The sequence below is a fragment of the Desulfobulbus sp. genome (assembly GCF_030824455.1).
GTDB lineage: Bacteria > Desulfobacterota > Desulfobulbia > Desulfobulbales > Desulfobulbaceae > Desulfobulbus.
In genome coordinates this window covers 33,633-47,352 of record NZ_JAVBXR010000036.1, presented here as the reverse complement: position 1 = coordinate 47,352, position 13,720 = coordinate 33,633, and the positions used below count along the sequence as shown (strand labels likewise).

15 protein-coding genes are annotated in these 13,720 nt (G+C 54.8%); 3 read left to right on the top strand and 12 right to left on the bottom strand.

Translation table 11 applies throughout. The features are described from left to right. Nucleotides 1-108: 108 nt before the first annotated feature. The 3 genes from yidD to rpmH all read right to left on the bottom strand — a co-directional run bounded on the left by yidD (nucleotide 109) and on the right by rpmH (nucleotide 886). The gene (yidD, locus tag RCH93_RS06505) at nucleotides 109-333 is read right to left on the bottom strand and encodes a membrane protein insertion efficiency factor YidD (protein ID WP_306547517.1); all 225 of its coding nucleotides are present in this window, start codon (nucleotides 331-333) and stop codon (nucleotides 109-111) included. Between the two features lie 73 nt (nucleotides 334-406). Further along, nucleotides 407-682 carry a ribonuclease P protein component gene (gene rnpA, locus RCH93_RS06500; protein ID WP_306547516.1) on the bottom strand — a complete coding sequence of 92 codons (276 nt, stop codon included), beginning with the start codon at nucleotides 680-682 and terminating at the stop codon, nucleotides 407-409. A gap of 66 nt (nucleotides 683-748) precedes the next feature. Continuing rightward, entirely contained in the window at nucleotides 749-886 is a 138-nt protein-coding gene (gene rpmH, locus RCH93_RS06495; protein ID WP_306547515.1) for a 50S ribosomal protein L34, read from the bottom strand. 474 nt (nucleotides 887-1,360) lie between these two features. On the opposite strand from rpmH, the gene mnmG reads away from it, so the two are divergent. Beyond that, nucleotides 1,361-3,244 carry a tRNA uridine-5-carboxymethylaminomethyl(34) synthesis enzyme MnmG gene (gene mnmG / locus RCH93_RS06490; protein ID WP_373693265.1) on the top strand — a complete coding sequence of 628 codons (1,884 nt, stop codon included), beginning with the start codon at nucleotides 1,361-1,363 and terminating at the stop codon, nucleotides 3,242-3,244. Nucleotides 3,245-3,257: 13 nt separating this feature from the next. After that, on the top strand, nucleotides 3,258-4,085 hold the full coding sequence (lgt, locus tag RCH93_RS06485) for a prolipoprotein diacylglyceryl transferase (protein WP_306547513.1): 828 nt from the start codon (nucleotides 3,258-3,260) through the stop codon (nucleotides 4,083-4,085). Nucleotides 4,086-4,130: 45 nt separating this feature from the next. On the opposite strand, the gene RCH93_RS06480 is transcribed toward lgt, so the two are convergent. The 7 genes from RCH93_RS06480 to RCH93_RS06450 all read right to left on the bottom strand — a co-directional run bounded on the left by RCH93_RS06480 (nucleotide 4,131) and on the right by RCH93_RS06450 (nucleotide 11,298). Continuing rightward, nucleotides 4,131-4,403, bottom strand: coding sequence for an HU family DNA-binding protein (locus tag RCH93_RS06480; RefSeq protein ID WP_306547512.1), 273 nt, complete (start codon nucleotides 4,401-4,403; stop codon nucleotides 4,131-4,133). A 228-nt stretch (nucleotides 4,404-4,631) separates the two neighbouring features. Further along, a complete protein-coding gene (locus tag RCH93_RS06475) occupies nucleotides 4,632-5,288 on the bottom strand; it encodes a response regulator transcription factor (RefSeq protein WP_306547511.1) in 657 nt (218 codons plus the stop codon). 26 nt (nucleotides 5,289-5,314) lie between these two features. Beyond that, complete coding sequence (locus tag RCH93_RS06470; protein WP_306547510.1) at nucleotides 5,315-6,766, bottom strand: exodeoxyribonuclease III; 1,452 nt, start codon at nucleotides 6,764-6,766, stop codon at nucleotides 5,315-5,317. 227 nt (nucleotides 6,767-6,993) lie between these two features. Beyond that, on the bottom strand, nucleotides 6,994-7,602 hold the full coding sequence (locus RCH93_RS06465) for a carbonic anhydrase (protein WP_306547509.1): 609 nt from the start codon (nucleotides 7,600-7,602) through the stop codon (nucleotides 6,994-6,996). A 221-nt stretch (nucleotides 7,603-7,823) separates the two neighbouring features. Then, nucleotides 7,824-8,693 carry a polysaccharide biosynthesis tyrosine autokinase gene (locus RCH93_RS06460; protein WP_306547508.1) on the bottom strand — a complete coding sequence of 290 codons (870 nt, stop codon included), beginning with the start codon at nucleotides 8,691-8,693 and terminating at the stop codon, nucleotides 7,824-7,826. Nucleotides 8,694-8,764: 71 nt separating this feature from the next. Further along, the gene (locus tag RCH93_RS06455) at nucleotides 8,765-9,751 is read right to left on the bottom strand and encodes an ExeA family protein (RefSeq protein WP_306547507.1); all 987 of its coding nucleotides are present in this window, start codon (nucleotides 9,749-9,751) and stop codon (nucleotides 8,765-8,767) included. Further along, nucleotides 9,724-11,298, bottom strand: coding sequence for a Wzz/FepE/Etk N-terminal domain-containing protein (locus RCH93_RS06450; protein ID WP_306547506.1), 1,575 nt, complete (start codon nucleotides 11,296-11,298; stop codon nucleotides 9,724-9,726). Before RCH93_RS06450 ends, RCH93_RS06455 begins: the two co-directional genes overlap by 28 nt. Before the next feature lie 69 nt (nucleotides 11,299-11,367). Here RCH93_RS06450 and RCH93_RS06445 point away from each other — a divergent pair, with 69 nt between their 5' ends. Further along, nucleotides 11,368-12,012: a metallophosphoesterase family protein gene (locus RCH93_RS06445; RefSeq protein WP_306547505.1), complete on the top strand. Its 645-nt coding sequence runs from the start codon at nucleotides 11,368-11,370 to the stop codon at nucleotides 12,010-12,012. A gap of 46 nt (nucleotides 12,013-12,058) precedes the next feature. On the opposite strand, the gene epmA is transcribed toward RCH93_RS06445, so the two are convergent. Beyond that, on the bottom strand, nucleotides 12,059-12,970 hold the full coding sequence (epmA, locus tag RCH93_RS06440) for an EF-P lysine aminoacylase EpmA (RefSeq protein ID WP_306547504.1): 912 nt from the start codon (nucleotides 12,968-12,970) through the stop codon (nucleotides 12,059-12,061). Nucleotides 12,971-12,976: 6 nt separating this feature from the next. After that, the gene (gene efp, locus RCH93_RS06435; RefSeq protein WP_306547503.1) at nucleotides 12,977-13,540 is read right to left on the bottom strand and encodes an elongation factor P; all 564 of its coding nucleotides are present in this window, start codon (nucleotides 13,538-13,540) and stop codon (nucleotides 12,977-12,979) included. Between the last annotated feature and the right edge of the window lie 180 nt (nucleotides 13,541-13,720).

Below are 13,720 nucleotides of genomic sequence, written 5' to 3'. Positions count from 1 at the left end.
CGAGAGAACAATGGCCAGAAAGGCTCTATAGAGATCCATGATGCATACCTTTAGAAACCCCTGCGTTGCAGAGGTGTTGACAGGAGAAAGACGGCCTGCGAGTGGGGATCATTTTACCGGATCATAGCCGCCGCGGGAAAAAGGGTGGCAACGCAATATTCGCCAGAGCGCCATCGCGGCGCCGCGAAGAGCGCCGTATTTGCGGACAGCGTCGATGGCGTATTGGGAGCACGAAGGCACAAAACGGCAGGCGGGAGGGAAGAGGGGCGAGATGTAGCACTGGTAGCCCTTGAACAGCGCGACTAAAATCACCGCCGGCCATTGTCGCCACATCCCCCGACTGGACGCTTCTTCCGCCGGGGGATCGGTTGGATGACGCTCTTCTGCGTGCATGCCGGCGCCCTTGCTATCCGCCAATAATCCGGGCAATTCCGGCCCGCATCTCGGCAAGGCTGTCGCCGGAAAACTCAGGCCGGATGGTGACTACAACATCAGCGGACGCCGGGAACAGTTCACGATGACGTCGAAAGACCTCGCGCACCAGCCGTTTGACCCGGTTTCGCCGCACCGCGTTCCCGGTCTTTCTATGCACGCTGATTCCCAAGCGGTTCCACGGCAGCGCGTTTGGCGAGACGACAACAGCAAACCCGTCGCCCCGAAACCGCTGCCCAGACCGATACACGCGCTGAAATTCAGCGGTTGTTTTGAGCAGGTGGGCCTTGGGGAGCGTACAACGATGATCCAATCGTTAGGCCGCCAACTGCTTGCGCCCTTTTGCGCGCCGTCTTTTAATAACCGCCTGACCGTTGCGGGTCTTCATGCGGACAAGAAATCCATGGGTGCGGGCGCGTTTGATGGTGCTGGGTTGGTAGGTTCTTTTGCTCATAATGCAATTCCTTTCTTGGAGATAATCTGTTTATTGGCGACAGGGGAGGAAGCGGACTTCTCTGCTCAACGGCTCCTTTTCCCCTTCTTCGGCCCGCCCGCGCCCGTGCAAATGAAGCACCGAGCCGCCGACGGAACAAGAACGACGACCCAAGGCCGTCAATTCACTTTTCAAAAGAGGTCTATTTTAATCATAGAGGACCGTTTCTGTCAAATTATTTCCCTGTGAAAAGGCAAGCAACCGCACTCTCGACAAAAGCCGCCATCTCGCCCATTGCGCAATTTCCCGGTCATCGCCGCGCAGCAGGGTCGGCCGGGCCGTCGCCAGGGCAAAGGGCTCCATCTTGGTTGCAAATATAAGCTGATACCGTATAATGGCTCTTTTTTGACCGCACCCATGCAGCGCTGTTTACAGACGCTGGATGAAACCGATGATCAATCCGCCCGCATGGATTTTTGCCCTCACGCCACAACAATGAATGATTTCGACATCGCCGTCATAGGAGCAGGCCACGCCGGCTGCGAAGCCGCTCTGGCCGCCGCCCGCATGGGTTGCCGCACCCTGGTGTGCGTCATTAACGCCGACACCATCGGCACCATGTCCTGCAACCCCGCCATCGGCGGCTTGGCCAAGGGCCACCTGGTCAAGGAGATCGACGCCCTTGGCGGCGAAATGGCAAAAAACATCGACGCCACCGGCATTCAATTCCGCAGGCTCAACACCAGCAAGGGACCGGCGGTGCGCTCTTCCCGCGCGCAGGCTGATCGGCTCCTGTACCGCCTGCGGATGAAACATGTCCTGGAAAATCAGCCCAATCTGGCCATCCGGCAGGCGGTGGTCGACGAAATCCTGGTGGAAGACGGCCGAGTGGTCGGTCTGCGCACCTCGCTGGACGAACACATCCGGGTGCAGGCCGTTGTCGTCGCCACCGGCACCTTTCTCAACGGCCTTGTCCATGTGGGACTCAAACATTTCCCGTCAGGCCGCATGGGCGACGCCCCCTCGACCAAGCTCGCGCAATGGTTCGCAGCCGCCGGATTCGAGGTGGGCCGGATGAAAACCGGCACCGTGCCTCGCCTCGACGGCAACACCATCGATTATTCCCAACTCGAAGCGCAATACACCGACGAAAGCCCGTCGCTGTTCTCCTTTTCCTCGGAAGGCGCCCCGCCGCTGCCCCAAAGACCCTGTTACATCACCTACACCAACGAGCGCACCCACGACGTCATCCGCAGGTCCATCCACCAGTCGCCAATGTACGCCGGTATTATTGAAGGAGTAGGCGCCCGGTATTGTCCGTCGATTGAGGACAAGGTGATGCGGTTTCCCGACAAAATCCGTCACCAGATTTTCCTCGAACCCGAGGGGCTTGAAACCATTGAAGTGTACCCCAACGGCATCCCCACCAGCCTGCCGCTGGCCACCCAGATCGAAATGGTCCACACCATCCCCGGACTGGAGCAGGCTCGCATTATTCGCCCCGGATACGCCATCGAGTACGATTACGTTAACCCTCTGGAGCTTAAGCCGTCGCTGGAGACCAAAAAAATCGCTGGCCTTTTTCTGGCCGGCCAGATCAACGGCACCTCAGGATACGAAGAGGCCGCCGGTCAGGGCTTGATGGCGGCGATCAACAGCGTGCAGTATGTGCGCCGCGCTGAGCCGGTTATCCTGGACCGCTCCCAGGCCTATCTCGGCGTCCTGATTGACGACCTCGTCACCCTTGGCGCCAAGGAGCCGTATCGCCTCTTCACCTCCCGGGCCGAATATCGCCTGCTTCTGCGCGAAGACAACGCCGACCTGCGGCTGCGCGAGATCGGCCGCCGCATTGGCCTAGTGGATGAAGCCGCTTGGCGCGGTTTTCAGCGCAAGCAACGCTGCATTAAAGAGATTATCCAACATTTACACGAAACCAGGATCAAACCGACGCTCGTTGTGAACGCATTCCTGGCCCGACACGCCTCCACCCCCTTGACCCAGGCCGTCACCCTGGCCGAGCTGCTCCGTCGGCCCGAGCTGCAACTGCGCCTGCTCCAGGAACTCTCCTGCGAAGTTGACGAGATCCCGCTTTTTCCCGAGGGCGCACTGACCTTCCACGACGAGATCGAACTGCAGATCAAATACGAGGGCTACATCAGGCGGCAGGAAGAGCAAATTGTCCGGTTCAAAAAGCTGGAAAGCGTCGAATTGCCGCGCGACATGGTGTACAAGGGGCTGCCGGGCCTTTCCAACGAGGTGGTGGAAAAAATGACCAAAATCCAACCCCGCTCCCTGGGGCAGGCCTCACGCATATCGGGGGTGACGCCGGCTGCGCTCTCGGTGCTTCAGGTGCACCTGAAACGTCTCGGCATTCTCTGATCACCACGCGAACATGCTAGAATTTCCCGCCATCAATCCGGTACTCCTTTCCCTTGGCCCCTTGCAGATCCGCTGGTACGGTCTGATGTACGTCATCGGCTTCAGCGCCGCCTACATCCTGGTCAGCCATCAGGCCAAGAAATTCGGGTGGAAGCAACTGCTGCTCCACCTCGACAACCTCAACCTGGCTCTGATCGTGGGGGTGGTCGTTGGCGGCCGGCTGGGCTACGTGCTGCTGTACAATCCGGCGCATTACCTGAGCCATCCCCTTGAAATACCAGCCACCTGGTCGGGCGGAATGTCCTTTCACGGCGGCTTGCTGGGCGCACTGACAGGAGGCTTCCTGTATTGTCGCCGCCATGGACTGGCGCCCTGGAAGGTTGCGGATATGTTTATTGTCACCGTGCCCGTCGGTCTTTTTTTCGGACGCTTGGGCAATTTCATCAACGGCGAACTGTACGGCAGAACCACCTCCGTGCCTTGGGCCATGCGGTTTCCCGACGGCGGCCCTCTACCCCGGCATCCGTCGCAACTCTACGAGGCGGGCCTTGAAGGATTGCTGCTCTTTTTGATTTTGTGGAGCTTGAAAGCAAAACCTTGGCAACCGGCAACGCCGCCCGCAAAGCCATGGCCGCACGGATCCATGCTGGCCCTGTTTCTTGCGCTCTATGGCGGTTGCAGATTTTTGGTGGAGTTCGTCCGTGAACCGGACGCGCAGATCGGCTTTATTGTGATGCGTTTCTCAATGGGACAACTCCTGTGCGCTCTGATGATCGCAGCGGGAGCCATACTGTGGATCGGGCGGAAAAAGGCGCAGGCGAGGGAGCCCTCTGCCGGCTAACACTGTTTCCACCCGATGCGCTGAGGGGCAAAAAATCATTGCCTTTCAATGAATTTTGCCGGAAAGCTCTTTGCCCGGCCGAAACTTCACGACCCGCCGCTGGGGAATGGGCACGGATTCGCCGGTCTTGGGATTCCTGCCAATCCGCGGGGCACGATCCACCACCGAAAAACTGCCAAACCCGATCAAGGTGACGCGCTTGCCGTCTTTCATGGCCGCCGACAGGGTGGACAACAACCCATTCAGTCCCCGTTCTGCCGCGATTTTACTGATTTGCGCCGAAAGCGCTATGGATTCAATAAGATCGTTTTTATTCATAGCTTCCCCTCTCTTCTGTTAATAATCACAAGCAGGTCCGCGCAGTGTGTAGGCCTGCCGATCAAAGAAGCTGCAGTTAAGCGTAGGAAAGAGGAAAATACAATTGTGGGAATTACTCATCCCCGGCTAGGCAATCTTACCCAGAAATGAAAAATAGCTGAGTGAAATAAGATTATTGAAACAGTGGGCTGCGCTGAGAGCGCGATAGATTTTTTCGCAAAAAAAAATCTATTCGTCGGAGAGAAGCACCGCATTGCGCACCACATGATTAACGAGGTCCACGGTGTTTTTCATTTTGAATTTCTTGAGCAAACTTGCCCGGTGGTGATCAATGGTCCGGGGACTGAGGTCCAGTGCTGTGCCGATTTTTTTACTGGAACAGCCTTGCACCACCAGCTTGAGCACCTGTTTTTCTCGTTTGCTGAGCACCACAAACGGAATCTTGCCCTGATCTCGAAAGGCTGTCATCATCTCATCGGTCACGCCTGAAGACAACTGCGGCGATATATACGATCTGCCTTCTCGAATTGTATTCACCGCCATCAACAGTTCGGCGTCGGAATCGTCTTTCATCAAGTACCCATGGGCGCCGGCGGCAATGGCCTGATAAAAATACTGACTGTTGGTGTGCATGGTCAGAATCAGAATATCGATTTCCGGATGCCGTTTTCGCACCTCCGCCACCGCCTCGATGCCGTTCAATTGCGGCATGGTGATGTCCAAGATGACCATGTCCGCATGGCGCAGCCCTAATTGCTCAAGCAATTCAAGACCGTTGCCGGCTTCCGCCACAATCTGCAACGACGGATCCTGGCGAATGATGCTCTTGAGCCCCTGCCGGATCAAGCTGTGGTCGTCGGCAATGATAATGCGGTACGGTTGCATACGTTCCTGATCCTCGACTATTGTACTCAGCGGAAGACGACGCTTACCGGACAGTGATCGGATCCGGTGATGTCGGTATGGATGGCGGCCTCGAGCACCCGTTCGCCGCTGGCTCCGTCCACGATAAAGTAATCGATTCTCCACCCGATGTTCTTCGCGCGGGCGCTGAAACGGTAACTCCACCAGGTGTACTGGTTCGGCTCCTGATTGAATTTGCGGAAGGCGTCAATGTAGCCGGCGTCGACAAGGGCGTCCATCCAGGCGCGCTCCTGTGGGGAAAACCCTGGATTTTTGACGTTTGCCTTGGGGTTGGCAAGATCGATTTCCTTATGGGCGACGTTCAAATCGCCGCACAGCACCACGGATTTATCGGCGCGCAGGCGGTTCATATGGGCGAGCAGGGCGTGATTGAACTCCAGCTTGAAGTCCAAACGTTTCAGTTCCGGCTGGGCGTTGGGGGCATACACGTTGATGAAATAGAAATCCGGGTATTCAAGGGTCAACACCCGCCCTTCATCGTCAAATTGTTGGCAATCCAGCCCGTACACCACCTGAAGAGGGGCGGTTTTACTAAACACCGCCGTCCCGGAATAGCCTTTTTTTTGGGCCGGATGCCAGAACACCTGATACCCGGCTATATTGCGCAATTCGTCAGGCAGTTGATCCGGCTGCGCCTTTATTTCCTGCACCGCAAGGACATCCGCATCAAGACCTTGCAACACGTCAAGAAAACCATTTTTAAGCGCGGCCCTCAGGCCGTTGACGTTCCATGAAGCCAGTTTTTTGACGGACGCATCGCCACGATCCACAGCAGCCTCCTTCTTTGCTTTCCGGGGGGTTACGCCAATCTTCGGGCACAAAGCGGCTATTACGCAACGATCACAGTGGGGCCAAAGCGGCTTGCAGGTTCCCTGGCCAAAGGCCACCAGAAGCGCATTGATCCGGGTCCAGTAACGCTGCGGCAGTTGTTGCCGCAGGGCCGTCTCGGTCTGCAGGGGGGTCGTGGTCTGCACATATCCCCAGATGTTCATGATTCGATGAACATGGGTGTCCACACAGATCGCCGGTTCGTTGAAGGCCACCGCGACCACGAGATTGGCGGTTTTCCGCCCCACTCCTGGCAGGTGCAGCAACGAATCGATGTCGCGGGGCACGACGCCGCCGAACCGCTGCTTGAGAACGACCGGCAATTGCCTGAGGAATTTTGCCTTATTGCGAAAAAATCCAACGGGAAAGATAATCTTTTCCAACTCAGCCACCGTCAATTGCGCAAGTTCTGCCGGGGTTCCCGCACGTTCAAACAACCGACGGGAAGCCGCCGCCGTCACTTCATCCTTGGTGCGGGCCGACAGTATGGTGGCGACCAGCACCTTAAACGGATCTTTGGTCTGGGCGGCTATGAGGTCGACGATCGGAACCTGGTACCCGCTGACTTCGGGCTCCAGGATGGAAATAATTTCGTCGATGGGGAAGGTCATTTCACGTGACGGGGAATCAAAACCACAGTTGACGGGACAGCAAAGAACTACAACCAATCAGTTTTGCAGAATGAGCACAAGACAACAACAAAAGGCAACCGCCACCGAAGCGGGGAAAAATACTCGCTTAGATCCGGAAAACTCACGCAAGAGAGAGGGCGCACGAACCACAAAAAAACCGTTCCTCCCAGTTTCAAGGAACGGGCGGAACTTTGCCGTAGCGCAGCCTACAGGGCGTCGCCGTTGAGCATGGACACCTCGCCGGTTTCGAGATCATAGTAGGTCGCCACAACCAGCACGCGCCCCTCTTTGACGAGATCAGCCACGATGGGCTCTGATTCTTCAATCTTTTTGGCGGTGGTAATGGCCAGTTCTTTGGCCGCGTTATTGGTCCAGTGTCCCTCCATCCCCTTGGTTTTCTTCAAGGCTGCGTCGATCGAAGGCGTCAGGCTGGCAATGTGGCCATGCAGTTTCACGCCTTGGGCAACGGCGCTCACCGCGCCGCAGGACGAATGCCCCATAACCATAACCAGCGGGGTGTGCAGGTGGGAAACCGCATACTCTATACTGCCGAGGATGTGGTCGTTGATGATGTTGCCGGCCACCCGGACAACAAAAATGTCGCCAAGCCCCTGGTCAAAAACATCAACCGGCGGCACGCGCGAATCAGCGCAGGTCAACACGGCGGCAAGGGGTTCCTGTCCTAAGATCAGTCCTTTTCTTGATTCTTCGCAATGATTGGGATGTTCAAGTTTTCCGGAAAGGAACCGCTTGTTTCCGGCGAGCAACCGTTGCAAGGCTTCCGGCCCTGTTATCCGATTATTTACTGACAGCATTGTTCAAGTCCTCTTCGTGGTCAGGGGATTTGTTGCGTGAAGCACAAAACATAGGCCATTGGGGCTTTTCACACTTGATTCGGATCGAAAAAAGTGCGGAAACATATCAGTAAAAATGAATTTTAGCCACAGGGAAAATGAAAGGAAGAGAAAATTGTGCTCGGCAATATTGCTCCCTTCAAAAAGGGACTTACGGTTGCGCGAGAGCGACCTGGGCCGTGCTATTTTTCACCGTAATAATAGTTTTGCTGATACTCGTAATAGCCAAACACCTTATAATCGAGCATGGTGGCCCTGTAGGCGTTGAACACCACACCTAAAATTTTTTCCCGCCCAATGGCGTCAGCCAGGGCTTTGACATACTCCCGTCGCGAAGCGCCATAGCGCACCACCAGCACCACGCCATCCACATGCTGGGCAAGAACGGCCGTTTCGCTGGCCGCGTGGAGAGGCGGGCTGTCGAGCACGACAAGACGGTCATCGTAGCGTTTGACCAGTTCATCAACCAAACTGATCATCGACGCGGAACCGAGCAGCTCGGCGGGATTGATGGAGCGGGGACCTGCCGGGAGAATGGACAGCTTGTCAACTCCAGAGGAAACGAGCAATTCCGAAAGTTTCTTCTTGTGCTGCAGAAAGTCGGCAAGGCCGGCTTTGTTGTGCAAGCCAAAAAGGCTGTGCTGGGTCGGTCGGCGCAGATCGCAATCCACCAGCAAACAGTAATTGTCAACCCCTTGAGCCAGAGAAATGGCGAGATTCGCACAGATAAAACTTTTGCCTTCACCCGGAGCCGCGCTGGTAACCAATATACTGCGTGGAACTTTCCCCGAATTAGGGTAGAGGATGCGTGTGCGCAGGGCGCGAATGCTTTCCGCCACCGGCCCGGTGGTCGCTGTTGCCAAAACAAGACGGTCATCCCATTGCCCGGGTCGGGTCAAGGTGTCGCCGACAATCTCATCGCGAGAAGGCATGGGGGCCACTGGCGCAGACTCCTGAGCGTGGTGATGTTCCACCTCCACAGGCCCCGCCTCGGCTCTCTCCACGTCCTTTGCTTCATCTGCCCGTTTCAAGGCGTTAAAAACTTTTCCCACACTCACCCTCCACCAACCATTTAAAGACGCTGAACAACTCAAAAAACGACATCAACAAACAGGACGCAAAATTACCTGAAATATTTCCACGCAACAAAGGCCACGAGCAGGCCGATCAAAGCAGCCCCACCCCACAGAGCCAAGCGTAGGCCGCCGGATTTGGCTGACGCTGCAACGGGGAGCGGATTTTCCTCGCCGGGAAAATGGAGGTCATCCACACTCTCTTCAATCAATTCGGCGCCGATAACAGGCTTGCTTTCTGCAAACCCCGTTAACAAGGCGTGATCACAGATAATATTGATCAAACGAGGAGTGCCCTGGCTCATTTTATGAATCATAGCCATAGCCTCTTCGGAAAAGATGTTGAGGTGTCGGGCGCCGGCGCTGCGCAGACGAAAAAGGATGTATTGCCGGGTCTCATCCTGTGTAAATCGATGGAGATGAAACCGGATGCCGATTCGCTGGCGCAGGGGCAACAGGCGGTCGTCGCTCATCCGTTCATTGAGTTCGGGCTGCCCAACAAGAAAGATCGACAGCACATCCTGCCCCTTCTCCTCAAGATTGGACAGCAGACGAATCTCTTCCAATAAATCAACGGGGAGCACATGGGCTTCATCGAAAATCAACAACACTCGCTCGTCGTTTTCATAGCACTTTTTAAGCAAATTGCCGAATTCGATCAAGAACATCGCCTTGTTGCCATCCCACTGAAGCCCAAGTTTTTTGGCAATGTAGGAGAAAAATTCGTCGCGATGCAGGATTGGATTATTGAGCAAACAGAGGTGAACGTCCTGCTCCAATGCATTAACCAAGGCTTGCAGGAGGGTCGTCTTGCCTGAACCCACGTCGGCGGTGAGTACTAGAAAGCATTTTTTACTGAGAATCCCATATTTAAGGATAGCCAGCCCCTCCTGGTGCGTTTCGCTCAAAAACACCACGGAGGGATCAGGCGTGAGGGCAAATGGTTTTCTGGCGAGCCCGTAATACTTTGTATACATTCTTTTTCTCGAACGACAGGAAGGAGGAAATCTCAGACGATAATCAAACCCTTGCTCCACAAATAGCCGATGGCCGCCAACAAGCCGACCCCATAGAGTGATATGACAGCCACGCTTACGCGGAAAACGAGCGCATCTCTTCTTGTCTCCTTCGCTTTCTCGATAAAAGGAATGGCACAGATGACCGGCACGCCGATAAATTCTTCCAGTTCTCCAACATCCTTAAACGAGGTGTCGATTAAATCACCGGCCAGAACCGACCCAACGCTCAAAGCCAGACTCGCAGCAACCGCAACAAGCAAGATTTTCAGGAAATTGGGTTTGAACGGCTTTTCAGGGAGCCGGGCGGAGTCGACAATTTTAAATTTACTCCCCTTTTGGTTGCGCTCCAGATTCTCAGCAGACTGGGCCTGCAGATTCTGGGCGACCAGTTGATCATAATGACGCCGCAATTCACTGTAATCTCGAGTCAACCCATTCCACTCCGCTTCGCGGACTGGAGCCGCCTCAATCCAACGCTGGTATTTGGCGATTTGAGCGGGAATGGCAGCCTGCGCTTCCCGCAGTTGACTAATATTAACGTCGATCTGTTTAAGTTGCGCCTGGAGGCGTTGATTTTCAAGACTTGCGGCAAGCGCGGCCCTGTTGGTGGGCGCTGCTGCTCCCTGCGGCGCCTTCGCCTGCCCCTTGCCAACCTTTCCTTCCAACTGGGCAATCACCTGTTTGGTGCGGCGAATTTCCGGATGTTTGTCCGTGTATTTGCTTTGCAGTTCTTCAAGGTAGGCCTGCATTCGCGCCAACCGATCAGTATAGGATTCGGGCTGACGCCCCGCCATATTTTGCGAGGGTTCGCCGACACGCAACGACGCCAAACGCTGCTGCATGCCCATCTGCTCCTGCGCCATAACCTTGGTGCGTTCAAGCTCCTGAATGGAGTTCTGCACCCCCTGATTTTGTTGAATAAGCGCCTGAAGCTGGGCAAGATTACTTTGCCGCTGCTCTGGCATCTCATTAAAATTCTTTAATTTATAATCTCGCATCTGCTGTTCTTTCTCGTCAAGCACCTTTTTGGACGTGGCCAGTTCACTCTCCGTATACTTAGAGGTTTCTGTCGCCCGCTCTTCCCGGTACTTGAGATTTTCCTCGATAAACAACGAGGACAAACCATTGGCGACCTTCATGACTTTTTGCGGATCAGTGCCCTGATAGGAAACGCTGAATATGTCGCCTTTGGGAGCTGGAACAATCGATATATCTTTACGCATGGACTCAATAACGTCCTCTATTGGCAGGCGACTCCTCGCTTCCTGATACAGAGAAAATTGAGTAATGACCTTTTCAAGATTATCGCGGCTCGTTACCAATTGTTTTAATGTTGCCAAGGTTTCATCCAACTTCACTTTTCCTTCCTCAGGATCCATTTTGGCTGGATTAATCTGTCGCGATTCATAGCTTAACAAAGTCGAGCTCTGGTAAATTTTTGGAACATGGAAATAGTAACCCAGCCCAAGGGTGACCCCCAGCAGCAAACTGACGCTGATAAGACGCCATCGGTTGATAACAAGATCGACATATTTTTTAATTAACTGCCGCTGCTTAATGTCCATAATTCTTTGGATTCAAATTAAATTAAACAACCAACAAACACCATGCAAACCACAGACGCGACCACCTGTGTGATCGGCGACATCCACGGCTGTCACGCCGCCCTCACCTTATTATTGCCCCAGGTCCTGCATCGGGCGGACACCCTTGTATTCCTCGGCGATTACGTTGACCGTGGACCACAATCGAAAGAAGTTGTAACCACCATCCTCGATCTGCAAAAAAAACACCCCCGTGTGATTCCGCTTATGGGCAATCACGACTTCCTGTTTCTCCACTATTTGACAGGCAGGGACAGTACCGTCTTTGCACAGGTTGGCGGACGACAAACACTCGCCAGCTACGGTATTGATCCGGCGGCAGGGCACGAAGAGGCCATCCGCCGCGTCCCCCCTGAGCATCTCGCCTTTTTTAGAAGCCTGCCCCTGCTGTGGCACGACCAGCACGCCATTTACGTCCATGCCGGTTTGCAGCCGGGACGGCATCTCAGCCAGCAGTCGTCGCAATGGTGTCTATGGGCGCGAGAGCAATTTTTGCAAAGCACCTATGATTTTGGCAAGCCGGTTGTCTTTGGCCACACCATTTTTGACGAGCCGTATTTGACGGCAGACAAAATCGGCATTGACACCGGCGCCGTGTACGGCGGCCAGCTCACGGCCTTATTGCTGCCAACGCGGGAAACGATCAGCGTGCCCGGGCGCCCCGATACGCCGTGACGTTTCACCATGGTATAGGAAAGAAACAAAAAAACAAAGAAGTTAGCTACAATTCTTCAAAAATAATTGCCGGCGTTAGGGTGTCGCGTCTCAACAGCAACATACACAACCTGTCCACGCCAAGGGCAATGCCTGCGGTTTCTCCCAACAGCGGTAGATCCGCCAAAAATTTTTCCGGCATTGCGGCGTCCCTGCCTTGGGCGCGAATAACGTCGACCTCCTGGTTGAACCGCTGACGTTGCTCCTCGGGGTCGACCAGTTCGGAAAAACCATTGGCCAGCTCCACCCCGGCCACATACAACTCAAAGCGTTCCGCCACCCCAGGGTTGGTGGGGCTGCGCCGGGCCAGCGAGCCCAGAACAACAGGGTAGTCGTGGAGGAAAACAGGCCGGTCCTTTCCTAAATGAGGTTCAACCGCCGTCACCAACACCTCGTCAAAAGTCCCTTGCTCAAGGGTCTCATGCACGTCGACGCCGGCATAGCGTTCAAATGCCGCCGCCACCGTCAAACGATCCCAGGGCAAAGCCATCGAGACCCGGCTCTCCCGCCAGCAGAGGTGTTCACCCTCCATAGCTGTGGCCACATCGGCGGCGCGGCTGGTCAGAAAGGCAACCAATTGCTCGCACTCTTCCATTAAATCGAAATAATTCCAGCCCTTGTGGTACCATTCGAGCATGGTGAATTCCGACTGATGCAGCCGTCCGTGCTCCTCTTTGCGGAAGCAATGGCAGATTTGAAAAATTTGCGTGCAGCCCCTCGCAAGCAGCCGCTTCATGCACAACTCAGGCGAGGTCTGCAGAAAACACTCTTCGCTGGCAAAGGGGATCAGATTGGCTTCGGGGATGAGAACGGGAAGCCGCAACGGGGTGTCGACTTCGATATAGGCGCGCTGCAGGAAAAACGAACGAATGGCCTGCAGCAGGTTGGAACGCTGCTGCAGGCCTTGAGGCGTCAGCATGCCTTTTTATTCTTTGACCCGCGTGATGTAGGCGCCCGTCCGGGTGTCGATCTGAATTCTGTCGCCCTGCTCGACAAACGGCGGCACCTGCAGTTGAAATCCGGTCTGCACGGTCACCGGTTTGGTGTCGGACCCCGAGGTGTCGCCCTTGGCCCAAGGGTCGGCAACCGTGACTTCGAGGTTGACAAAGGTCGGCAGGGTGATGTCAATGGGCCGGTCGCCAAAAAACAGCACCTGCACTTCCATGTTGTCGATCAGGAAGCTGAGGTTGTCGCCTAATTGCTCCTTGGTCAAAAAAATCTGCTCAAACGAGACCGTATCCATGAAATGATACTCCTCGTCCTGGGCGTAGAGAAACTGCATGTTCCGCTCTTCCAGATTCGGTCGATCAAATTTGTCGTTGGAGCGATAGGTCTGGGTAAACTGGACCCCGGTGATCATATTGCGCATCTTGGTCCGGTAGAGCGCCTGGCCTTTGCCCGGTTTCGAGAAATCGAACTCGGTGACGATGTAGGGTTCGCCATCAATTTGAATTTTCAGGCCTTTGCGCAAATCAGAAGCTGTAAACATAGGTTTATCCTTAACTCTTTATTTATTGGTAAATTTAAGGGCGAATATGTTACGTTAAGTCCTTGATTTTTGCAACAGCTTCCTGCATTCCCCGTGAAATTATAGCCCAAACTCGCTCTCTGCTCTTGTTTTCGCCCAACATTTTCTATATTGTGGGCGCAGTTTTCAACATCAACCCTG

Bases quoted from the DNA above. Each gene is read 5' to 3' on its own strand.
- yidD (WP_306547517.1), bottom strand. From the start codon at position 333: ATGTGGCGACAATGGCCGGCGGTGATTTTAGTCGCGCTGTTCAAGGGC.
- rpmH (WP_306547515.1), bottom strand. From the start codon at position 886: ATGAGCAAAAGAACCTACCAACCCAGCACCATCAAACGCGCCCGCACC.
- mnmG (WP_373693265.1), top strand. From the start codon at position 1,361: ATGAATGATTTCGACATCGCCGTCATAGGAGCAGGCCACGCCGGCTGC.
- lgt (WP_306547513.1), top strand. From the start codon at position 3,258: ATGCTAGAATTTCCCGCCATCAATCCGGTACTCCTTTCCCTTGGCCCC.
- RCH93_RS06480 (WP_306547512.1), bottom strand. From the start codon at position 4,403: ATGAATAAAAACGATCTTATTGAATCCATAGCGCTTTCGGCGCAAATC.
- RCH93_RS06475 (WP_306547511.1), bottom strand. From the start codon at position 5,288: ATGCAACCGTACCGCATTATCATTGCCGACGACCACAGCTTGATCCGG.
- RCH93_RS06470 (WP_306547510.1), bottom strand. From the start codon at position 6,766: ATGACCTTCCCCATCGACGAAATTATTTCCATCCTGGAGCCCGAAGTC.
- RCH93_RS06465 (WP_306547509.1), bottom strand. From the start codon at position 7,602: ATGCTGTCAGTAAATAATCGGATAACAGGGCCGGAAGCCTTGCAACGG.
- RCH93_RS06450 (WP_306547506.1), bottom strand. From the start codon at position 11,298: ATGGACATTAAGCAGCGGCAGTTAATTAAAAAATATGTCGATCTTGTT.
- epmA (WP_306547504.1), bottom strand. From the start codon at position 12,970: ATGCTGACGCCTCAAGGCCTGCAGCAGCGTTCCAACCTGCTGCAGGCC.
- efp (WP_306547503.1), bottom strand. From the start codon at position 13,540: ATGTTTACAGCTTCTGATTTGCGCAAAGGCCTGAAAATTCAAATTGAT.